The following is a 20552-nucleotide window of genomic DNA, read 5'->3' as shown; positions in this document are numbered from 1 at the left end:
AAGGCTTCAGGTACAGCAAGCCGGCGGTACTGCTTGACTCTAAACAGCCCGAATGAAATGACGGGTGGCTTATTACCGGCTTTTCAGCCTGAGGGAGAAGCCATAGCAGCAAGTGATGATGACTCAGACCAATGCAGTCAGTTCAGTAGCTCAGATTGGCAAAGCTTCCTTAAGGCCAACAATTTGGTCAGCAGCATGAGCCGACGGCGAAACTGCCGCGACAACGCCGTAGCCGAGAGCTTTTTCCAGCTTTTGAATCGGGAGCGAATCCGAGGAAGGATCTACGCAACGCGTGACGAAGCCAGAAGTGATATTTTCGATTACATTGAGATGTTCTATAACCCAAAACGTCGACACAGCAGTGCTATGCAGCTGTCTCCAGTAGAGTATCAGGAACGCTATTTCCTGAGCTTGGAGAGTGTCTAGGAAACCAGGGGCAATTCAAGGTTTATCGGCTGACCTGTCATAAGGAGGGGCAGTATCAACTCCATTGATAGGAGCTATTTTTCTCTAAGCCTAAAGGATTAAACGATTCAGCCGATACATATTCAGTTGTGTCTACGATTGAGGTTTTGCATGAAATTCCGTGATCTTAAAATAGGGCCTCGTGCGGCATTGATTTTTTCAGTGATCGTCGCTGTGGTCGTTGTGATGGGGTTGTTGTCTGCTAATAAGTTGGAAAGGCTTCGTCAAGCAGAACAGGATGTTGAAACAAATTGGATGGCCAGCATCCGGCTAGCTGGGCTTATAAACTCAAGTGTCCTTAGGCTAAGGTTGGAAAGTCTTCGAGCAACTACCACGAATGACCCTGTGGTTCGTGATCAGACAGTAAAAACTTTTCCGGATTATCGGCGGGAATTCACAAGACTCATAGGCAGATATGAGTCGGTTGTGGCAAGTCCTGAAGAACAGTCGCTGTACGACAAGGTGAGGGCAAGCGCTGATCGTTATGAAGGGCTCCTGAATCAGTTAGAACCTATGCTCGTCTCTGGTGACAACGCGGCTGCTTCGGCGTTAATTAGCTCAGCTATTCGTCCGCTTACCAATACTCTAGTTGATCAAATTTCTGATTTGATGGTTTATAACGATCAAGGTGCAAAAGCAGCGGGAGTGTTAGCGGGTGAGATCTATCATAGCGGATTAGTAACAATCTATGGTCTGCTTTTGACTGTGGTGACGCTCACAATTGCTTTGGGTTACTTGCTGGTGCGGAGTGTGACTCAGCCTCTAGATGAAGCGCTTTCAATCGCCAAGGTTATCGCGAATAAAGATCTTTCGCAGACGTTCAAGGTTTCAGGCCGAGACGAGGCAGCTGCGATGCTAGCTGCTATCTCTCAAATGCAAAACAATTTAAAAGACACGTTGACCCATATTTCCGACAGCTCAACGCAACTCGCTTCGGCTGCAGAAGAAATGGCAGCAGTCACTGAGGAAAGTAGTCGAGGATTGGTCAAGCAAAACGATGAAGTTAACCAGGCTGCGACCGCTGTCAATGAAATGAGTGCCGCAGTTGATGAAGTGGCAGTGAATGCTGCGGAAGCCGCTGATGCATCCGGGCGAGCTCAACAACTCACCAAATCTGGACTCGAAAATGTTAAGAGAACCCTAGGAGCTATACAAGCGCTATCCTCCTATGTTGAGTCTACGGGTGAGCAGATCCAAACGCTTTCTTCGCGCGCTCAGGACATCAGTAAAGTCATTGAGGTGATTAGAGCCATCGCTGAGCAAACAAACCTACTGGCGTTGAATGCTGCAATTGAGGCCGCAAGGGCTGGGGAACAGGGTAGGGGCTTTGCAGTTGTTGCAGATGAGGTTAGAGCTCTTGCCCATCGTACTCAACAATCCACTCAAGAAATTGAGCAAATGATTGGCTCTATCCAGGATGATTCGGTTCAGGCCGTTAGGGCTATGATCGAAAGTCAGAAAATGGCTGATGAATCTACCTCTGTCGCACAGCTGGCTAGTGAGTCGCTAGAGGAAATCTCTCAGTCAATCACTATGATCAATGAGCGAAATGTTTTGATTGCGACTGCGTCAGAAGAGCAGGCCCAGGTGGCACGAGAGATTGATCGAAACCTCACAAGTATTCGTGATTTGTCTACCCAAAGCGCTGCGGGTGCAAGCCAGACTGCGAGTGCCAGTGGGGAAGTTTCCAACCTTGCAGTCGGCCTAAATCGTGTAGTGCAAGACTTTAGGCTGTAAGCTTCAGATTTTCATGTGGTTTTGGACTGGTGTTAGCATGGATGCTCTTTTATGTTTTTAAACAAAAGGTCTCAGGTATAAGTATAATTTGAGACTATTTTTCATTTGTGCGTATCGTTGTTTTTTGTGTGTTATATTCTTATAATTATGATCTTTTTTTGGAGTTGCTAAGGTGTGTTGAAATTAATTCTTCTAGCTTAGTCACCTGCCAAGGCTTCGGCAGAAATACGGCGCTATCAGGTAGAGGCCTAATTTCAAACTCATAGTACCCGCTCATCACAATAATGCTAGTCTGAGGGTGTTGCTCACTGGCAATCCAGGCAATGTCCACTCCGCTGAGCGAACCTGGCGTCTGTACATCAGTGACCAGTAAGCTCCAGCCTTGCTTTCTTAGCTTCTCACGGCCTTCATCGGCAGTGCTTACAGCTGTCACCGAAGCACCCCAATCTTCGATCAGTATTGTCAGTAACTCTCGAAGCGTTGGTTCGTCCTCCACAATGAGGACGTTAGGGCGGGGTATCTCGGCGACGGGAAGAAAGTCTTTCATACTAGCACTTGAACATATAGCTACGGTTACAAAAATCTGAATCCACTTGCCGCTTCAATGTATCGTGGACAGCTCGTCACGCATACGACATGTGGACTGTACATAAAGTTCACCTGATCATCAGGGGGGCAATACAGCAGTGATCGGTGGAAGTGCTCGCTATTCTCCTGAATGATTGGCGTGGCTTCAAGAACTGCTGCGAGGTTATGGCAAAGCCTGGACTTCAGTTTTCCTGAATATTTGATCAAGTTGGCGAGTTCAATCACGTTCGTATCTGGATACGAGCACCCGTTCACGCACGCTAGGCGACTTAGCACGCTTGACCACATGACCGGGGGGCGGATCGCCTGGAATATTGTCACCTCCTACCTCTCCAGTGCGGCTCGCAACTTCGGTCTGGAAGAGATGATCAAGCATGCCGACCGCTACGAACGTGCCGAAGAGTTCATGGATGTTGTGTACAAGCTCTGGGAAGGCAGCTGGACTGATGATGCGGTAGTAGGCGACAAGGCAGGGCATGTTTACGCCCATGGCAACCGCGTAAAGCCAATTAACCATTCCGGTGAGCATTACCGTGTTGCTGGGCCTCACCTTACGGCTCCATCGCCGCAGAGAACCCCCTTACTGATCCAAGCTGGTTGGTCGGGCAGAGGTCGTGAGTTCGCGGCCAAGCATGCTGAGCTTATCTTCATCGCGAAATCCAACCCTCACGAAATTCGGCAAGGGCTGGAAGAAATTTGGACGATGGCCCAAGCTCGTGGTCGTGAGCGGGATGACGTGAAATCGCTGACAGTGCTGAGGATTGTCACCGCAAAAACCGAGATCGAGGCTCAACGGAAGTACGACGAACTTCAGCGAAACTATCACTTGGAAGCGCAACTGGTTAGTTATGCAGGTGACACAGGCATCGATCTCAGCCGCTATGCCGATAGCGATGTGCTCTCAACTCACACTGAAGGCCTGACTTCCTACATGATGCGTCCTTATGGAAGCGGTAAGCCGCTGACAGCGGGTGATGTGAGGCAGCGCTTTGCCAACGTCACACGAGGTACTGATCTGATCTTGGTAGGTACGCCCGAACAAATTGCTGATCGAATCGAGGAGCATGCTCGCATCTCGGGCACCAGTGGCTATATGCTTAACCCGCTCGCAAGCCCTGGCACGCTTGAGGATTTCGCCGAGCTGGTCGTGCCAGCGCTCCAAAAACGTGGCCTCTATCGCACTCAACCGCAAACCGGCACTTTTCGATCTCGGCTGAGGACTGACGGCTCTAGTCGGCTACCGTCATCCGCCTATGGGGCTTCTTTTCGGGATCGTTGACATGAAAATCCTATGATCGGATAGCCAAGCCTCGGGATGGTCACTACCGGTGTGACCTACTGAGGAGGCGTTCGACCCGGGGCTAGGGGAATCTATGGCACGGGCTCTGGCATCATCTGTTGCGATGACTCACCGGACAGCTAATCAAGGAGTCTGAGCGGTTACTCGACCAACCGCTTCTGGGTAAAAATCTCTTGGATAGCTCGGTATCCGTGCTGAGATAGCCTTCGCCGGCAGCTTTCGCGGCAGGGGCGTAGAGTGTTCGGTAAGGTCAGAACTACCGATTCGGTTTGATGTCATAATGATGCACAGGGACATCGGCACGTATCCTCGAGCCAGCCCTTCGGGACATCAGTCCAATGCTAAGCAACGACGATTTTAGCTACACCGCTCATAGGCATCTCCTCGAATTGGATGCTTCAAATTCCAGGCTCAGGCACCTAATTTCTCAAGGCGAAGTCAACGGTCTCCTCTGGGACGATGCTGTCCAATGGCACCAGCGCTCATGCGACGCCTGGGCCATCCTCTTGAGCCAGAATGCTCAGCCTTCGTTACCAGCCTGATCTGCAATCGCTGAGAGATCTTCGATTTTCAGAGGTTCCACTCCACATCACTCTACCCCCGTGAGGCCAATGGCGCTTCTAGAGGCTCTGTCTGGTGTCCGAGCGAGAGTCCCTCCTTGTATCTTGACTGGAAACAATAGAGCTGTTGGCGCACCACCCCTTCCAACCCAATCAAAAACTGACTAGCCGCTCAAGAAAAAGTGGCCTGTGTCGATAATTGCTGATTCAGCACGTGTGGAGCCTAAAATTGTTCAACCGCAAACTCAAAAAAACGCTGCAGGAGCAGAGTGCGGAGCTACATCTGCTACGTCAGCAGGTCGAGCAAATGGACAGAGGGATGCTTTCCATAAGACTTGATGCTCAGTTCCGGATCTGTGCATTCAATCGACTTTTTTTGGACACCTTGGGGTATTCAGGCGAACATCTGCATGGCCGTCCGCTTTCGGAGATCGTTCCGCCTTACGTCAAAAATCTCCCTTGCTTCCACGCCTTCAATCAAGCTGTGGCGCGATTCGAACCCGTCAATGACGAATATCGTTACCTTCGTGCTGACGGTACTCTTGCATGGTTGAAAATCTACTGGTTTCCTATCCAAAACCAAGACGGAAGCTTGGCTCATGTCCAGGGCTACGGCAGTGAGATCACTCGTACCGTTGAGCAGGCCAAGGAGAATCAGGCTCTGATTGAGGCATTGGTCAGGTCTACAGCTGTCATAGAATTTAAACTGGATGGCACCGTCATCACGGCGAACAAACAGTTCCTCAATGCCATGGGCTATTCTCTGGGCCAGATCGTCGGCAAGCATCATCGGTTGTTCTGTTCAGCTGAAGAAGCGGCATCCGATGGGTACGTAGATTTCTGGAAGACACTCAACCGTGGTGAGTACGTCGCGAATCGCTTCAAGCGAGTCGATGGACGTGGTAACGATATCTGGTTGGAGGCAACCTACAACCCTGTGCACGACACTGAGGGCAACCTAGCTAAGGTCGTGAAATTTGCAAGTGTGGTTACCGACCAGGTAGCTAGAGAGCAAGAAGTTAAAGATGCCGCCGGTGTTGCTTTTGATGTGTCGCAACGAACGGACTCAAGTGCCGAGCACGGCGCTGTCGTGGTAACGCGAACGGTAGGCACGATGCGAAGTATTGCTGAGCAAATGAAGCTCGCAACCGACAGCATCGAGGCGCTCGGTAAGCAATCTGCGTTGATCAGCTCAATCGTTCAAACCATTGGTGGTATTGCGTCGCAGACCAACCTTCTTGCCTTGAATGCGGCGATTGAAGCGGCACGTGCCGGAGAGCAGGGGCGGGGCTTCGCTGTGGTTGCCGACGAAGTCCGAAAGCTCGCAGGCCATACCAGCTCGGCGACCGAAGAGATTGTGAACGTCGTTCAGCAAAACCAGGAGCTCGCTGATAAGGCCGTCGCCCAGATGTTCAGCAGTCGTGCGAAAGCTGAGGAGGGCTTGGTACTCGCCAACGAGGCGGGCACGGTTATCCTTGAGATCCAAAATGGAGCAAAGCAGGTAGTAGAAGCTGTTGGGCGGTTCGCTAACGAGGTGAAGTAGACGCGCATCCATTGAGGGTGACTACCGATGTGCTTCAGTCACGGACTGGCCAACGCAAAAGGCACGCCCTTTGTGGTGTCTTTGCTTTGGACAGTCATGTGGTTGCCTAAGGTGTATTCCTCAATCACTTCGTTTCTGGACGATTACTCCAATCTTCGTTTCCCCTAGCTGGCTTTCGCAGCGTCTCAAAAGCGATGCAACTATCGCACCCTGGTGCAAACCAGCACGTTCCGATCTCCACTCACATCTGATGACTCCAGTCGCCTACCGTCATCTGCAAACGGCGCTGATCCCGCCAGTCTCGGGCGCATGGGCGCTTCCGAGGTGATCCGTCATCACGGGCATTGCTAATTTCGTAGGTTCCGCTAACTTATACAAAACCTGTACAAGATTGAGGTGTTGTACATGTATTACCAGTGGCCTTTGACCCTTTACTTTGACGGTGCCTGCCCATTGTGCGTCAGGGAGGTGGCCTTCCTGCGCAGGCGTTCAACTGCAGCAAAGCTCATCCTGATCGATATCGATGGTGATGACTTCGATCCCATACCTCTTGGCCTGTCGATTGAGCAATTGAGATCGTGCTTGCACGCAAGGTTCGCGAATAATCAGTGGGTAACAGGCTTGGACGCTACCCTTTGGAGCTGGCGTGCTGCCGGTGTTGGGATGTGGGCCGCTCCACTGGCTTGGCGTCCGCTACGTCCTTTGCTTTCAGTTCTGTACAGGTTGTTCTGTCGTTTGAGGCCAAGTTTGGCCTGGTTACCCCATCCCGAGGGTAGGCAACGTTGCAAAGGTGAGGGATCCAAATGCCACATTCGCTAGCCGAGTATTATCGTGAAATCCTTGTTGGTGTTGGTGAAAACCCGCAGCGAGAAGGGCTCCTGGATACACCCCAACGTGCTGCCAAAGCGATGCGGTATCTATGCAATGGCTATACCCAGAGCCTAGCTGAGATAGTCAATGGCGCTTTGTTCGAAAGTCAGAATGATGAGATGGTGGTCGTTCGCGATATTGAGTTGTACTCATTGTGCGAGCATCACATGTTGCCGTTTATTGGGAAAGCGCATGTCGCCTACCTGCCAACAGGACGAGTATTAGGGCTTTCCAAAGTGGCGCGCTTAGTCGATATGTTTGCCCGCCGTTTGCAGATTCAAGAGAATTTAACTAGACAGATTGCGTGTGCCATGCAGGAAGTGACTGATGCTGCAGGTGTTGGGGTAGTTATCGAAGCGAAGCACATGTGCATGATGATGCGAGGTGTGGAAAAGCAAAACTCGGTGATGATTTCTTCGGTAATGCTAGGTGAGTTCAGAGACTCCCCGACTACCCGGCACGAATTCCTCAACCTCATTGGGCGACACACCTGAAATCCGAACCTGAGCCATACAGGAAGGTCGTACCAATGATTACAGTTTTCAATACGTTATTTCCAAGTCGTTTTACAGTTATGGGTCACGGTGGCTTGCTGCCATTTGGCGGTGGCCCCTGCCTATTGTCAACCAATCGACCTAGTCCTTGGCGCGTTTCGCCCCTTTTTGGTGAGTAGCCGTTGATGTGTCAATGGGCAGGTCAGGACAATCCCATGTCGACTATATGAGAGAAATAATTGGTAAAATTTTTTCTCTTGCAACATTGTTATGTTGGATAAAATCTTAATGTGTGACGCCGGGCCCCTCTGACGGTTAGTAGCCGCCATGTCGGAGTCATAGTTGTTAAACTACGACTATATAGGAGGGGCTCATGTCTGCCCTAAATGCGTATCTCTCTCAAGATTTCCTTGGCACCGATCTGTGGCTTTGGCTTTCCTTTTTCGCTGTCGTGTTAACGCTTTTGGCGCTTGACTTAGGAGTTCTCCATCGAGGGAATCGAGAGATTGGCGTCAAGGAGAGCCTACTGCTATCAGCTGGCTACATCAGCATGGGCCTACTATTCGCTGTATGGGTTTACTTTCAGAAAGGCAGCGACGCCAGTATGGACTACGTGACTGGCTTCTTGATTGAGAAGTCACTGTCGATGGATAACGTATTCGTTATCGCGCTAATATTTAGCTTCCTGGCCATCCCTAGAGAGTTTCAGCACAGAGTGCTGTTCTGGGGGATTATGGGAGTCATCGTCTTGAGGGCCATTATGATAGGCCTGGGAGCCGCGCTCATTTCACAGTTCAGTTGGATACTTTATTTCTTCGGTGCGTTCTTGGTTTTCACTGGGGTAAAGATGCTATTCGCCCGTGTCGATCATGCGCCTGACCTCGAGAATAACCGCTTCGTTAAGTATCTGCGCAGTCATTTGCCCATTACCAAAGAATTACATGGGCAGAGTTTCTTGGTGCGCCTGCCCGATGCGTCAGGTAAAAAGGTGCTGTGGGTTACACCCCTTTTTCTCGCCTTGATTCTTATAGAGTGCGCTGACTTGGTGTTCGCTGTTGATAGCGTTCCTGCAATCTTTGCTATCACACAGGATCCCTTTATTGTCTATACCTCAAACATTTTTGCCATACTCGGTTTGCGGGCACTGTATTTTGCGCTGGCTGCGATGATTAGTCGCTTCGCTTATCTTAAGTATGCATTGGCCTTGGTGCTTGTCTTCATAGGTGGGAAGATTTTCCTTCATGATATTGTGGGCAAGGTACCCGCAGAGATTTCTCTGAGCGTTACAATCGGGCTTCTGATTGGCGGTGTATTGCTGTCGCTTTGGAAGACGAGAGAGCCCGTCAAGCTTTAACGGACTAGCTGATTGATCGTGGCTTTTAGCGAGAAGAAAGCACGGAAGCGTCATGGATTACAGGGTATTGCAGTGGCTTTGCCCATTGGCCCGCCCATGCGGATGGTTACCGTAGCCTCACCTACCTACTTGAACCGATATGGAGTACCCCGCCGCCCCGAGGAGTTGATAGCCCACAGGTGCATCAACCTCCGGTTGCCTACGCACGGCGGCCTTTACCCTTGGGAATTCACCCATGATGGCAGCGAGTTTCGCGTCAGGGTGCAAGGGCCGCTGATCATGAACAGTTCGTTGCTGATACTGGATGCCTGTCTGGCAGGAGTGGGTTTGGCCCAGGTGACCGATGTACACGCTCAGGAGCATATCGGCAGCGGTGCCCTTCAAGAGGTATTGGCTGATTGGTCGGAATTCTCCCCTGGTTATCATCTTTACTACCCCACGCGCCGGCAGCAAACCGCTGCTTTCAGGGTTGTTCTTGAAGCACTCCGAAGTGAGTAGGAGCTTGCGTGATCTCAGATGTCCAGCTGGCTTTCAGTGATGGAAAAAACGACTCGGATATCGTCACTGCCAAGCATCTGCATCAGGCCGTCGGGGTTTTCAATGTTTCCGATAAGGGTGTAAGAGTAGGGCGTTTTGAATGTCTTATAGAAGACCACCAGGGTCTTTGATCCATACAGCATGACGTCCCCTGCCTTAATCGTTCCTGGAACGCTCGCATCCTTGGGGAGTGATACCGCGAGATCGACATACTTTTCGTTACTGTTGAGATCGGCCATTTCAAGCGTCAGGGGTATCAACGAGGAGAAGGCACGAGCTGCCTCAGTGTCAGCCAACCTGATTTTGTAATGCCGCTCGCCTACTGACATCTGCATGTAGGGTATCTCCTGTGGAGCTTTCGCTTCGCCAGATTTCGCCGTTTGAGAATCAGATGCGCTGGCCGAAACTGCGTGAGCTAAACCAAGTGCCATTAGCCCACTCACCCTAGCAAGGTACTGCAGACTAGACCATCGATAGTGAGCGGCCTTGTCGGTTAGAGGTAAAGGCTTGTGGGGTGTGCTCCTTCTCATTGCATCTCCTTGCATCCTGGTTTGGGCGACGTCTTGAAGGCTGAGGATCAGGGCACGTTAGGCGTGGAGGCAGCTGACCTCTCCGCACCTAAACGCAGCTCCGCGATATCGCGTTTTGGAGGCGTGCCGAACTGGCGCCCGTACTCACGGCTGAACTGCGATGGACTTTCGTAGCCGACCTTGAATGCGGCGGTCGCTGCATCGAGGTGTTCGTTGAGCATCAAGCGTTTTGCTTCGTTCAACCTCAACCATTTCTGGTACTGCAGTGGACTCATTGCGGTGAGCTGCCGGAAGTGCTGATGGAATGTGGAGAGGCCCATCTGTACCTTAGAGGCCAGTTCGTCCACCCGCAGAGGCTCGGCGTAGTTGAGCTTCATCCAGTCGATCGCCTTTGCGATTCGATGACCCTTGCTGCCAACGGAAGCGATATAGCGCAGGAGAGGGGCTTGGTCACTTAGCAGCAACCGATAATGGATCTCCCGCTGAATCAAGGGCCAGAGCACCGGGATCGCATCGGGCTCCTCCAACAGCTCAATCAGGCGGGTGAAGCTCTCCAACAGCTTCAGGCCCAGTCCACCAACTCCAGCGCTGGTGTAAAAGGACTGACCGCTCACAGGAGGGCGACCATCTTGCGCGATCAATTCGGCCAGTGTGCGCAAATCGAGCTTGAACACCAAGCCAAGACAGGGTGCTTCCTCGCTGGCCACAGTCACCGCCGAGTTGGCGGGAATGTTTAGCGAGGTGACCAGAAAACGAGTCGTGTCGTATGGGAATACGTCACCGCCGATAACCATTTCCTTTGCCCCTTGCGCAACCAAAACAATGCTTGGTTCGACAATGCACGTAATCGGAGGGGCTGGTGCGTTGCGTCGATAGACGCTTAGGCCTGCAATGCTCGTCGCGAAATCTCCAGCTGTGGGCGCGTGGGCACCGATGACCCTGCACAGTGTGGCCATTGGGTTCGTGCGTGAAGGCGGTAGTGCGGTTGCGGGCATCGTGAGCGTTCCGATCAGCGTGTAGCGAAACACTACTCGCGCGTCGCTTTCAGTGTCCATGCCCCGTCAGCTAGCTCTGGACAATTGGGCAAGAAAACTACCGGTTTGCTCTACTGATGTGCTGGTGCACGCGGGGAACATGGGGGGCAGGTGAGAAGACCCTAGCGTCCGCGAGCGATGTCCTCTCACATCCCTTCCATTTCGAGCAGACAGGAAGATATGCATGAAGTCTTTGTTCGTTGCGTTTGCCTGGATGGCCAGTTCACTCACTGCGGGAGCCGCCGATATGTCCCATGGGGCCAACAATTTCTACCAGAGTGAGCATGTTTCACTCGAGCGCATCACCTTCAAGAACCAGTTCCAGATGACTACTGTGGGTAATCTGTATCTGCCCACAAAACAGAGCGTCAACGCCAAGCATCCCGCAATCATCGTCGGGCACCCGATGGGGGCGGTCAAGGAGCAAAGCTCGAATCTTTATGCTCAGAAGCTAGCAGAGCAGGGCTTCGTGACCCTGGCCATCGATCTGTCGTTCTGGGGTGAAAGTGACGGGCGTCCCCGGAATTTGGTGTCGCCGGACATCTATGCCGAAGACTTCAGTGCGGCGGTCGACTATCTAGGTGCTCAAGGTTTCGTTGATCGGAACCGTATTGGCGTGCTGGGTATCTGTGGCAGCGGCAGCTTTGCCATCAGTGCGGCGAAAATTGATCCACGCATGAAAGCTATTGCCACGGTCAGCATGTACGACATGGGGGCCGCCAACCGCAATGGTCTCAAGCATGGTGTCTCGGTCGAACAGCGCAAAAAGGCTATCGCCGAAGCTGTAGCCCAGCGCGATGTCGAGTTTGCCGGAGGCGAAACTAAGTACACCAGTGGCACGGTGGATCAGTTAACTGAGAGCTCTAATGCCATCGAGCGGGAGTTTTACGACTTTTACCGAACACCTCGTGGTGAATTCACTCCCAAAGGGCTGTCGCCGCTTCTGACGACCCACCCGACGCTGACCAGTAACGTAAGGTTCATCAACTTCTATCCGTTCAATGACATCGAGACGATTTCGCCTCGTCCCATGTTGTTCATCGCAGGAGAGGAGGCTCATTCCCGGGAGTTCAGTGAAGAGGCGTATCGCCTTGCCGGCGAACCCAAGGAACTCGTGATTGTCCCGGGCGCTGGCCATGTGGATCTGTACGACCGCGTCGAGCTGATCCCCTTCACCAAGCTGACGACCTTCTTCCGCGAAAACCTCAAATAAATGGTTCTTGTTCCCAGGCCTAGCACGATGCAGGGCCTGGGCAACCGTGTCTTTTGAAATTGCTACAACGAGAATTGCCATGAGCAGCCCAGCATTACCCATTCAACACTCAAACCGCCAGGTTTGGAGCGCTGTCCTGGCGATGTCGCTCTGTGCTTTTGCCTTGGTGGCTTCTGAGTTCCTGCCTGTGAGTTTGCTCACGCCAATTGCATCCGATTTGTCACTGACTGAAGGCCAGGCAGGGCAGGCCATTTCTATCTCGGGTTTCTTTGCTGTAATCACCAGCCTGTTAATGGCCACCGTAACCCAAGGGCTCGACCGCAAGCCAGTACTGCTGGCTACGACGGCACTTATGCTAGTTTCCGGGGGCATGGTGGCCTTTGCCCCGAACTACTTGACGTTGATGGTAGGGCGAGCCGTATTGGGAGTTGCTATTGGCGGCTATTGGTCGATGTCTACCGCAGTGATGATGCGCATCGCGCCCAAGGCACTCGTTCCGAAGGCTATTGCTGTGATGCAAGGAGGTACCGCGCTGGCTACGGCAATCGCAGCGCCAGTTGGGAGCTATCTAGGCGGCATCATTGGGTGGAGAGGGGCATTCTTTTGCGTGGTGCCTTTGGCTGCACTGGCGATGATCTGGCAAGTCTTCACGCTGCCGGCGATGCCGAGTAAGCGGACTCAAATATCGGCCACTGGCTCGCTGCGCCTGCTTGGGGACAGCAAGGTCGCCCTCGGTATGGCCGCAGTTGCGTTTCTCTTCATGGGGCAGTTCACACTCTTTACGTATCTGCGGCCTTTCCTGGAGACGGTCACGCATGTCGATGTGCCCACGCTCTCGCTCTTGCTCTTGATCATCGGTGTCGCAGGATTGGTAGGCACCATGTTAGCCGGCTCTCTCGTTAGTCAAAGTCTGCACAAGGTTTTGGTTGGAATACCGATGATCATGACTGCCATTGCATTCGCCGTAATCGTGGTTGGTAGCTGGCTCGTTCCTGTGGCCGCATTGCTGGGGCTGTGGGGGCTGGTCGCGACCTGTGCACCGGTGGGATGGTTCACCTGGTTGTCCAACGCATTGCCACACGATGCAGAAGCTGGTGGAGGGTTAATGGTCGCAGTGATTCAGTTGGCTATCACTGCTGGTGCAACTGTAGGCGGGATGCTGTACGACGGCGTGGGTTATCAGGCTACCTTCATCTCTAGCGGCATATTCTTGCTCATTGCAACCACACTCAGTGTTGTCACAAACCGATGGCGTGGCGCGGCATGCACGTAGGACGTTATGGGCCAGCCTGCTTATCGCAAAATTCACGATGAACTGGGTGAGCTGGGAGAAACCTGCGGGCGAAATCGGGTGGGGCGCTTGATGCAGGCAGAGAGGCTGCGTTTGCAAACGGGCTATCAGCGGCGCCCAGGCTTCTATGGCGGGAAGTCGACCGTAGCCTCGCCGAATCACCTTGCGCGGCAGTTCAAGGTCAGTGAGCCGAATAAGGTCTGGGTGACAGATATCACATACATTCGCACCTATGAAGGATGGCTGTATCTGGCGGTAGTGCTGGATCTCTTCTCACGCCAGATAATTGGTTGAGGCAGGAGAGCCGCTCTTGAATAGGCTCTTCAAGCGATACTGGCCCATCAGCAAGCTGTTGATGAGGGGCGACCAGTCGACGAGGTGGAACGGCTTCGCCTGGAGGCAGACCACCTTTATCAAAACGTCATCACTACCAATTACACAGGGCAGGCGCGCTTGGGAGGTCAGTCCACTGATAGATGGATTGGATCGGAGGAGATTGGCTTAAGATGCATATTCAAGCATCCTGCACAGCCATACTCTCTAACCTCGACGATATCCCATGAGCAAGCCTGTTTTCCCCCAGCCCTTTTTAGCGATTGGCTGCTCCCAATGTCGTGACCTCGCTAGCCTGGATTTCGAAATTACCATGGCGTTCCAGCCCATAATCCATGTGCCTTCAGGCAGGCCTTTCGCCTATGAGGCACTGGTTCGCGGACTGAACGGTGAAAGCGCTGCGGAAATTTTGGCCAAGGTATCGCCCGACAATCTGTATCGTTTTGATCAGGCCTGTCGGGTGAAGGCCATTGAGCAAGCCGCTGGACTGGGCTTGGGGCGGCAGAAGGACTGTAAATTGAGCATCAATTTTCTGCCCAACGCCGTCTACCGCGCCAGCACCTGCATCCGGGCTACCTTAGAAGCCACTCGAACATTCGACTTCCCCGCCAATCTGCTGATGTTCGAAGTGACCGAGGGCGAGCGGATCGAAGACACCGAGCACTTGAAATCAATCTTCAAGGAGTACGAGCGACAGGGCTTCACCACTGCAATAGATGATTTCGGCTCGGGTTACTCAGGGCTGAATCTACTTGCAGAATTTCAGCCGGCTGTACTCAAGCTGGATATGGCACTCACTCGTGGAATCAATCAGGATTCGGTTCGCCAAGCCATCGTCGCCGGTATCGTGTTGGTGGCTGAGCGTTTGGGCATTACGCTTATCGCCGAAGGCATTGAGACTGACGAAGAATGCCAAGCGCTGTCGGCGCTGGGGATTGATTTGATGCAGGGGTATCTATTCGCTCGACCGGAGGTAAACGGATTACCGTTGATTGAGCGGCTGTCTTGATCTTGACCAAACAACGCCTCCGTGTCCTAGCCTTCGTGAACCCCGTGCGGATTAATCACCAGTCCCTTGGCGTCAGTTGTGATGGAGCAGTCCCAAGCAAGCGGAGCGCGCCGGCCCCGGACGGGCCAGAGGCGTGAGGATGGAAGCCCGAAGGGCCGCAACCTAGCGAAGCCAGAGGGCGGTTTACGACAGCCGTCTCCAATAGGAGCACCTCCAGATTCAGGCATTCCCGCTGGTGTTACGAACCAAAGCTTTCAGTTTACTGGCCTGATCGACTGTTCGATTTCTAAGGTGTCTTGTTGTTGGGGCGGTGCAGATGATCATTGGTTGGATCGGTGATCTGCATGACGTTGCCGTGCTCCCAACCATCCGCTTGGGGATCAGCGGCAGGGATTTGAATGTCTGCCCGCTTAGCTTTGGTTTTCGCTGCATCCACTCCCAAACGCCGATTTCACTGCTCAATCATCGCTTGCTCAGCCTGTCCATCCGCAGTGAATCCCATCATCAATTGAGGAACACCCATAGGAACCGCTTTGTCCTGATCGGTGTGTCATGTCTTCGGATTTTAGGAAAGGTCGCATGAGATAGGCTCTGGCTGATGTCCAGGGTGGGACTGCTTGGGCCTATCAAATGTGCAGGCCAAGAGACGGCTGCCTAAATGGCCTCCTTACACAGATCAGCAGCAGGTTAGCTGCGGCACCGCCTGAGACCGGAGCCAGGTAGGGTGCTTCGGCAGCATCGGTAACAGAAGCTTTCGATACACACATATGGCCGGGCGCAGACTGGAGCGAAGGCTCGATTGAAAACCCCTCTCCCACGTACAATCAAAAATAATTCCTGCGAGACGCTTGACCGGGGAGAACGACCGTTCTACTCTGGCTACATGGATAAGCCAATGACCGATATACGTGAAAAAATTCTGGCCACCGCCGAAAAGCTGATTTACGAAAATGGGATTCACGCCACTGGTATGGATCTCTTGGTAAAGACCTCGGGCGTAGCACGCAAAAGTATTTATCGCTATTTTGCGAATAAAGACGATGTAGCAGCAGCGGCACTGAATGCACGCGATGTACGCTGGATGCAGTGGTTCAGGAGTGAATGCGAAAAAGCACCAACTCCACAAGATCGTATCTTTAGCATTTTTGATGTGCTCAAGAGTTGGTTTGAGTCTGACGGTTTCCGAGGCTGTGCTTTCATTAACACAGCTGGGGAAGTGGGCGACGCTGATGACCCTATTCGGCAGATTGCAAAGCTGCATAAACAAAAGCTACTGGACTACACGCTAGAACTGACCAAGGATTTAGGCGTAAAAGATCCGATTTCTTTGGCCAGGCAATTCTTTGTGCTGATAGAAGGCACGATAACCATAGCCCGCGTAATGGGTGATTACACCGCTCTCGAAAGCGCAAAAGAAATCGCAAAAACTTTGCTCAAAGAAGTACCGCGCACTAGCGCTTAACGTTTCAGGAACGCTAACTCCGCTAAACGATCCAAATGATTGGAGGCACCCTCATGTCCAACGAACAAGCTCGTCCGCCACTTCCCCCTTTCACTCGCGAATCGGCGATTGAGAAAGTCCGGCTCGCTGAAGATGGCTGGAATACACGCGAGCCTGAAAGAATTGCGCTCGCCTATACTCTCGACACTAAATGGCGTAACCGCGCCGAGTTTGCGACTAATCGCGAAGAGGCCAAAGGCTTCCTCACCCGCAAGTGGAAGAAAGAGCTGGACTACCGCCTGATCAAAGAGCTCTGGGCATTCACTGACAACCGTATCGCCGTTCGGTACGCCTACGAGTGGCACGACGATTCGGGGAACTGGTTCCGCTCTTATGGCAACGAAAACTGGGAGTTTGAAGCAGATGGCCTGATGCACCGCCGTTTCGCCTGCATCAACGACATGCCCATTAAAGAAAGCGAGCGCAAGTTCCACTGGCCCCTGGGTCGCCGGCCAGATGATCACCCGGGTTTGACTGAGCTGGGCCTGTAAATTCCACATCCACTCCAATATTGCAACAATCCTTTTAGTGTAAGAATTTTATTTCTGCCACTAAGGGTGGCTCCCGGCTGCGCTATTTCAGCAGTCGCTTCAAGTCTTTGAATATCGCTTCAGTCGGGCCCAGCCTCATTGGTCTGATTTAACGAGCTGAAACCAACTTTGCATATCCACTTTATTTGGAGGCATCACCATGTCCAACGCACAAGTTCGCCCGCCACTTCCTCCATTCACTCGCGAATCGGCAATTGAAAAAGTCCGGCTCGCTGAAGATGGCTGGAACACTCGTGAGCCTGAAAAAATTGCGCTCGCCTATACCCTAGATACTCAATGGCGTAACCGCGCAGAATTCGCAACCAATCGTGAAGAAGCGCAAGGCTTCCTCACTCGCAAGTGGAAGAAAGAGCTGGACTATCGTCTGATCAAAGAGCTCTGGGCCTTCACCGATAACCGCATCGCCGTCCGATACGCCTACGAGTGGCATGACGATTCGGGCAACTGGTTCCGCTCTTATGGCAACGAAAACTGGGAGTTTGAAGCAGATGGCCTGATGCACCGCCGTTTCGCCTGCATCAACGATATGCCCATTAAAGAAAACGAGCGCAAGTTCCACTGGCCACTGGGTCGCCGTCCCGATGATCACCCAGGTCTGACTGAACTGGGACTCTGAGCCGTGCTAAACCTGATCCCGTTAAGGGATCAGGTTCTTTTTTAGCAAAAGCTCATCATACCCATCGTTGCATTCCAGCCGCCCGTATGGCTGAGAGGCGAAAGCAGCATTCACGATTGACCGCTAACAACCCCGTGTCCTGGCGACGGACGCAACACTTCTTCCACCCTGCCACACTTGTCGAGATCCCCTCATGAAAGTCCATTTCATCGTCCACGAATCGTTTGAAGCCCCTGGAGCGTATGAAGCCTGGGTACAGGCGCGCGGCTACGATGCCAGATATTCACGCGTGTATGCCAATGAGGCGTTGCCAGAGAGTGTGGACGACATTGATCTGCTGGTCGTGCTGGGCGGGCCGCAGGATCCCGCCACAACCGTGGAGCAATACCCTCATTTCAATGCAGCAGCTGAATGTCGCCTGATCGGCAAGGCCATCACTGCTGGCAAAGCGGTTGTGGGCGTCTGCCTTGGGGCCCAGCTCATTGGCGAAGCGCTGGGCGCGAAGTTTGGTCATAGTCCGGAAAAGGAAATCGGAAAGTACCCGATCAACCTTACGGCAGAAGGGAAAGCCAACAACAAGGTCGCACATTTTGGCGATGTCCTCGAAGTCGGCCATTGGCACAACGACATGCCAGGCCTTACTGTGCACGCCAAGATTCTTGCGGTGAGTGAAGGCTGCCCCCGTCAGATCGTCGAGTACGGTAATTTGGTCTACGGATTCCAATGCCACATGGAGTTCACCCACGAAGTCATCGAGCGGCTGATCGCGGCTTCCGAATCTGAACTGCTTACGCTCACCGACCGTCGCTTCGTCCAGCAGCCAGCCGCGCTGCGTGCCAACGACTGGGATGAGATGAACCAAAAACTGTTTACTTTCCTCGACAAGCTGATCGCTGAGTACCAGGCAACGTAAGATCCGACTTGCCCTGCGAAGAGCTTCGCCTTGGAAACGGATCTGCCTTGCACGGTCTATGCTCGTGTTTGCAGGGTAACCCGCCTCACATAGATTGCATCTTGCCTGAGGGCGGCTGCGCTCGGTTCAATGGCCGCATGGGTCGTTAGCTACCAGCCGTGGCTGGCCGCGTTCGCCCCTTAGTCATGCCTGCGAATGATCCGATCAAAAGCAAACGTGTATTTACGGGGTGCAGTTACTCAAGGCGCAGGGTAGCGCTAGGCAGAATCAAATCTCCCCTCGGCGCCTTAAAGGCACACACGCCCAGACCGCCCGTAAACGAAGCCTCAATCCCCCAGCTCCGAGCGGCGCTGCCAGCTTTTAGGCCTAGTATCCATAACTATGACCTCGAAGATGACCAGATTGGTTGCATTAGCGCCCCCCCTCTGCGAGTGATCACTCTCACTCTTCAAGATCGCTAGATACTTCTTTAGCCAAGTCAGTGAAAACCTTCACCGCTGCGCTCAGAAAGGCGTCCTTTCGTCGCATAAGGACGGCTCTTCGCTGTAAGCGCTCTGGCTCGAGTTTAATGGCCACCAGATCATCATGGGCCAACGCAATTTTGGCAGGCAATAACGTCGAGAGACTCGTCCGTCGAACGATTTCAATCACTGCGCCTAAAGCATTGGCCTCCATCTGAACCTTATGGCGAATCCCATATTTGCGGCAGTAGCGATCGATTTGCTCGCGAGTGGCAAACTCTGTGCTGAGCAAGACCAAAGACTCAGCACTCAGGCCTTGCGAGGTGATGGAGCGTTCCTCGGCTAGGCGGTGTCTGCGGCTCACAACCAAAGCGAGTGTTTCGTTCAGCAAGGGGATGGCTTCGATCTCTGGTACATGTATTTCATCGAATGCGATCCCTACGTCCAGCTCTCCCGCCAACAGCAACTCCTCGATACGCTCTTGGGAGATCTCTCTCAGGTTGATGGTGATTTTGGGATGCCTGGAATGAAATGCCTCGATCAGTGGCCCCACCAGATAGGTTGTGAACGTAGGCGTTACGGCAACACGTAATGAGCCACGGCTGAGGTCGCTGACATCATGTATAGCCCTTTTGGCTTCCTGCAATTCCTGATACGCACGTCGCGCATAGAGAAGATAGACAGCCCCAGCGTCAGTCAAACGCGTCGTGCGGCCTGATCGGTCAAACAATTGGGCTCCTAGGCTCTCTTCCAACTGCCTTACTTGCTGAGACAGAGCTGGCTGAGAGACATGCAGCGCCGCCGCAGCCTTCGTGAAGCTGAGATGTTCCGCAACCGCAAGAAAATACTGGATGTGTCGAGCGAGCATGAGTTAACCAATAAGATTATCTGATCTACATCATAATAAATGAGACTTTTACCTTATGTCATGCGTTGCTTAATCTCTCTTTCACACCAGCGACATTGAGACAGCAACCATGAGAGCGATCATCGACGGTTTTCTGAAATTCCAGCAGAACGCCTTTCCTGAGCGGGTCAAACTGTTCAAGGACTTGGCCAACCAGCAGAGCCCAAAGGCGCTGTTCATCTCTTGCTCTGACAGCCGACTGGTGCCTGAACTGGTCACTCAGCGCGAGCCAGGCGATCTGTTCGTCATCCGCAACGCCGGCAACATCGTACCGTCGTATGGCCCGGAGCCTGGGGGTGTTTCGGCCTCGGTCGAATACGCGGTGGCCGGGCTCAAGGTCGCCGACATCGTGATCTGCGGCCACTCGGACTGCGGCGCGATGACCGCTATTGCAACCTGCAAGTGCTTGGATCACATGCCTGCCGTAGCCGGTTGGTTGCGCTACGCCGACTCGGCCAAGGTGGTCAACGAAGCCCGTCAGCACCCGGATAAGCCCAGCAAAGTCGCTTCCATGGTGCGCGAAAACGTCATCGCGCAACTGGCCAACATCCAGACCCATCCATCCGTTCGCCTGGCTCTCGAAGAAGGCCGCGTCACCCTGCATGGTTGGATCTATGACATCGAAACCGGACGTATCGACGCCTTTGATGGCAGCACCGGGGCCTTCGTGTCGCTTGCAGAAAACCCTGAAGTCCACGCCGTTTCCCAACAAGCCAGGCACGTTGCCTGAAACCTGTACCTACGC

Annotated in this window: 18 protein-coding genes and 4 pseudogenes; 17 read left to right on the top strand and 5 right to left on the bottom strand. The window is 53.0% G+C overall.

Features of this window, described 5'->3' with window-relative positions; genetic code table 11:
* Positions 1-123 precede the first annotated feature (123 nt).
* Positions 124-426 (top strand): annotated as a pseudogene (locus ABE528_RS10995) (IS3 family transposase); the annotation flags it as partial.
* A gap of 150 nt (positions 427-576) precedes the next feature.
* Complete coding sequence (locus ABE528_RS10990) at positions 577-2202, top strand: methyl-accepting chemotaxis protein (protein WP_346652937.1); 1626 nt, start codon at positions 577-579, stop codon at positions 2200-2202.
* A 145-nt stretch (positions 2203-2347) separates the two neighbouring features.
* Here ABE528_RS10990 and ABE528_RS10985 read toward each other — a convergent pair whose 3' ends face one another.
* Positions 2348-2749 carry a response regulator gene (locus ABE528_RS10985; RefSeq protein WP_252461100.1) on the bottom strand — a complete coding sequence of 134 codons (402 nt, stop codon included), beginning with the start codon at positions 2747-2749 and terminating at the stop codon, positions 2348-2350.
* A gap of 255 nt (positions 2750-3004) precedes the next feature.
* Here ABE528_RS10985 and ABE528_RS10980 point away from each other — a divergent pair.
* The 6 genes and pseudogenes from ABE528_RS10980 to ABE528_RS10955 form a co-directional block, all read left to right on the top strand.
* A pseudogene (locus ABE528_RS10980) lies at positions 3005-4069 on the top strand (NtaA/DmoA family FMN-dependent monooxygenase); the annotation flags it as partial.
* 810 nt (positions 4070-4879) lie between these two features.
* The gene (locus tag ABE528_RS10975) at positions 4880-6193 is read left to right on the top strand and encodes a PAS domain-containing methyl-accepting chemotaxis protein (RefSeq protein ID WP_252461099.1); all 1314 of its coding nucleotides are present in this window, start codon (positions 4880-4882) and stop codon (positions 6191-6193) included.
* Between the two features lie 405 nt (positions 6194-6598).
* Positions 6599-7012 (top strand): DUF393 domain-containing protein, encoded by a 414-nt coding sequence (locus ABE528_RS10970; protein WP_339533467.1) that lies wholly within the window; start codon positions 6599-6601, stop codon positions 7010-7012.
* On the top strand, positions 6997-7557 hold the full coding sequence (folE, locus tag ABE528_RS10965; protein WP_054881842.1) for a GTP cyclohydrolase I FolE: 561 nt from the start codon (positions 6997-6999) through the stop codon (positions 7555-7557). Before ABE528_RS10970 ends, folE begins: the two co-directional genes overlap by 16 nt.
* 373 nt (positions 7558-7930) lie before the next feature.
* Positions 7931-8911, top strand: coding sequence for a TerC family protein (locus tag ABE528_RS10960; protein WP_346652936.1), 981 nt, complete (start codon positions 7931-7933; stop codon positions 8909-8911).
* Between the two features lie 18 nt (positions 8912-8929).
* Positions 8930-9409, top strand: a complete 480-nt coding sequence (locus ABE528_RS10955; RefSeq protein ID WP_339533540.1) for a LysR substrate-binding domain-containing protein — start codon at positions 8930-8932, stop codon at positions 9407-9409.
* A 14-nt stretch (positions 9410-9423) separates the two neighbouring features.
* Here ABE528_RS10955 and ABE528_RS10950 read toward each other — a convergent pair whose 3' ends face one another.
* Positions 9424-9783: a cyclophilin-like fold protein gene (locus ABE528_RS10950; RefSeq protein WP_339533466.1), complete on the bottom strand. Its 360-nt coding sequence runs from the start codon at positions 9781-9783 to the stop codon at positions 9424-9426.
* Between the two features lie 242 nt (positions 9784-10025).
* Entirely contained in the window at positions 10026-10934 is a 909-nt protein-coding gene (locus ABE528_RS10945; protein WP_252461156.1) for an AraC family transcriptional regulator, read from the bottom strand.
* Positions 10935-11196: 262 nt separating this feature from the next.
* On the opposite strand from ABE528_RS10945, the gene ABE528_RS10940 reads away from it, so the two are divergent.
* From ABE528_RS10940 to ABE528_RS10925, 4 genes and pseudogenes are all read left to right on the top strand, one after another.
* Positions 11197-12225, top strand: coding sequence for an alpha/beta hydrolase (locus ABE528_RS10940; RefSeq protein WP_252461096.1), 1029 nt, complete (start codon positions 11197-11199; stop codon positions 12223-12225).
* A gap of 79 nt (positions 12226-12304) precedes the next feature.
* Complete coding sequence (locus ABE528_RS10935) at positions 12305-13498, top strand: MFS transporter (RefSeq protein WP_252461095.1); 1194 nt, start codon at positions 12305-12307, stop codon at positions 13496-13498.
* A 21-nt stretch (positions 13499-13519) separates the two neighbouring features.
* Positions 13520-13807, top strand: a pseudogene (locus ABE528_RS10930) (DDE-type integrase/transposase/recombinase); the annotation flags it as partial.
* Positions 13808-14075: 268 nt separating this feature from the next.
* Positions 14076-14858 carry an EAL domain-containing protein gene (locus ABE528_RS10925; RefSeq protein ID WP_252461094.1) on the top strand — a complete coding sequence of 261 codons (783 nt, stop codon included), beginning with the start codon at positions 14076-14078 and terminating at the stop codon, positions 14856-14858.
* A 286-nt stretch (positions 14859-15144) separates the two neighbouring features.
* Here ABE528_RS10925 and ABE528_RS10920 read toward each other — a convergent pair.
* Positions 15145-15458: pseudogene (locus ABE528_RS10920) on the bottom strand (DUF1264 domain-containing protein); the annotation flags it as partial.
* Between the two features lie 295 nt (positions 15459-15753).
* On the opposite strand from ABE528_RS10920, the gene ABE528_RS10915 reads away from it, so the two are divergent.
* The 4 genes from ABE528_RS10915 to ABE528_RS10900 all read left to right on the top strand — a co-directional run bounded on the left by ABE528_RS10915 (position 15754) and on the right by ABE528_RS10900 (position 18439).
* Complete coding sequence (locus tag ABE528_RS10915; RefSeq protein WP_252461093.1) at positions 15754-16320, top strand: TetR family transcriptional regulator; 567 nt, start codon at positions 15754-15756, stop codon at positions 16318-16320.
* A gap of 53 nt (positions 16321-16373) precedes the next feature.
* Positions 16374-16850 (top strand): nuclear transport factor 2 family protein, encoded by a 477-nt coding sequence (locus ABE528_RS10910; RefSeq protein WP_346652935.1) that lies wholly within the window; start codon positions 16374-16376, stop codon positions 16848-16850.
* A gap of 199 nt (positions 16851-17049) precedes the next feature.
* A complete protein-coding gene (locus ABE528_RS10905) occupies positions 17050-17526 on the top strand; it encodes a nuclear transport factor 2 family protein (RefSeq protein WP_346652934.1) in 477 nt (158 codons plus the stop codon).
* 193 nt (positions 17527-17719) lie between these two features.
* A complete protein-coding gene (locus ABE528_RS10900; protein WP_252461483.1) occupies positions 17720-18439 on the top strand; it encodes a type 1 glutamine amidotransferase in 720 nt (239 codons plus the stop codon).
* Positions 18440-18880: 441 nt separating this feature from the next.
* Here the strand turns inward: ABE528_RS10900 and cynR are convergent, their stop codons facing one another.
* Positions 18881-19768 (bottom strand): transcriptional regulator CynR, encoded by an 888-nt coding sequence (gene cynR, locus ABE528_RS10895; RefSeq protein WP_346652933.1) that lies wholly within the window; start codon positions 19766-19768, stop codon positions 18881-18883.
* Between the two features lie 109 nt (positions 19769-19877).
* Between cynR and ABE528_RS10890 the strand changes: the two genes are divergently transcribed.
* Positions 19878-20537, top strand: a complete 660-nt coding sequence (locus tag ABE528_RS10890) for a carbonic anhydrase (RefSeq protein WP_252461479.1) — start codon at positions 19878-19880, stop codon at positions 20535-20537.
* Positions 20538-20552: the final 15 nt, after the last annotated feature.

The sequence above is a fragment of the Pseudomonas sp. TWI628 genome, assembly GCF_039673865.1.
In the GTDB taxonomy this organism is placed as follows: domain Bacteria; phylum Pseudomonadota; class Gammaproteobacteria; order Pseudomonadales; family Pseudomonadaceae; genus Aquipseudomonas.
This window is presented reverse-complemented; position numbering and strand designations above follow the sequence as displayed.

Bases quoted from the DNA above. Each gene is read 5' to 3' on its own strand.
- folE (WP_054881842.1), top strand. From the start codon at position 6,997: ATGCCACATTCGCTAGCCGAGTATTATCGTGAAATCCTTGTTGGTGTT.
- ABE528_RS10940 (WP_252461096.1), top strand. From the start codon at position 11,197: ATGAAGTCTTTGTTCGTTGCGTTTGCCTGGATGGCCAGTTCACTCACT.
- ABE528_RS10945 (WP_252461156.1), bottom strand. From the start codon at position 10,934: ATGGCCACACTGTGCAGGGTCATCGGTGCCCACGCGCCCACAGCTGGA.
- ABE528_RS10915 (WP_252461093.1), top strand. From the start codon at position 15,754: ATGACCGATATACGTGAAAAAATTCTGGCCACCGCCGAAAAGCTGATT.
- cynR (WP_346652933.1), bottom strand. From the start codon at position 19,768: ATGCTCGCTCGACACATCCAGTATTTTCTTGCGGTTGCGGAACATCTC.
- ABE528_RS10905 (WP_346652934.1), top strand. From the start codon at position 17,050: ATGTCCAACGCACAAGTTCGCCCGCCACTTCCTCCATTCACTCGCGAA.
- ABE528_RS10910 (WP_346652935.1), top strand. From the start codon at position 16,374: ATGTCCAACGAACAAGCTCGTCCGCCACTTCCCCCTTTCACTCGCGAA.
- ABE528_RS10925 (WP_252461094.1), top strand. From the start codon at position 14,076: ATGAGCAAGCCTGTTTTCCCCCAGCCCTTTTTAGCGATTGGCTGCTCC.
- ABE528_RS10985 (WP_252461100.1), bottom strand. From the start codon at position 2,749: ATGAAAGACTTTCTTCCCGTCGCCGAGATACCCCGCCCTAACGTCCTC.
- ABE528_RS10960 (WP_346652936.1), top strand. From the start codon at position 7,931: ATGTCTGCCCTAAATGCGTATCTCTCTCAAGATTTCCTTGGCACCGAT.
- ABE528_RS10990 (WP_346652937.1), top strand. From the start codon at position 577: ATGAAATTCCGTGATCTTAAAATAGGGCCTCGTGCGGCATTGATTTTT.
- ABE528_RS10950 (WP_339533466.1), bottom strand. From the start codon at position 9,783: ATGCAGATGTCAGTAGGCGAGCGGCATTACAAAATCAGGTTGGCTGAC.
- ABE528_RS10970 (WP_339533467.1), top strand. From the start codon at position 6,599: ATGTATTACCAGTGGCCTTTGACCCTTTACTTTGACGGTGCCTGCCCA.
- ABE528_RS10890 (WP_252461479.1), top strand. From the start codon at position 19,878: ATGAGAGCGATCATCGACGGTTTTCTGAAATTCCAGCAGAACGCCTTT.
- ABE528_RS10935 (WP_252461095.1), top strand. From the start codon at position 12,305: ATGAGCAGCCCAGCATTACCCATTCAACACTCAAACCGCCAGGTTTGG.
- ABE528_RS10900 (WP_252461483.1), top strand. From the start codon at position 17,720: ATGAAAGTCCATTTCATCGTCCACGAATCGTTTGAAGCCCCTGGAGCG.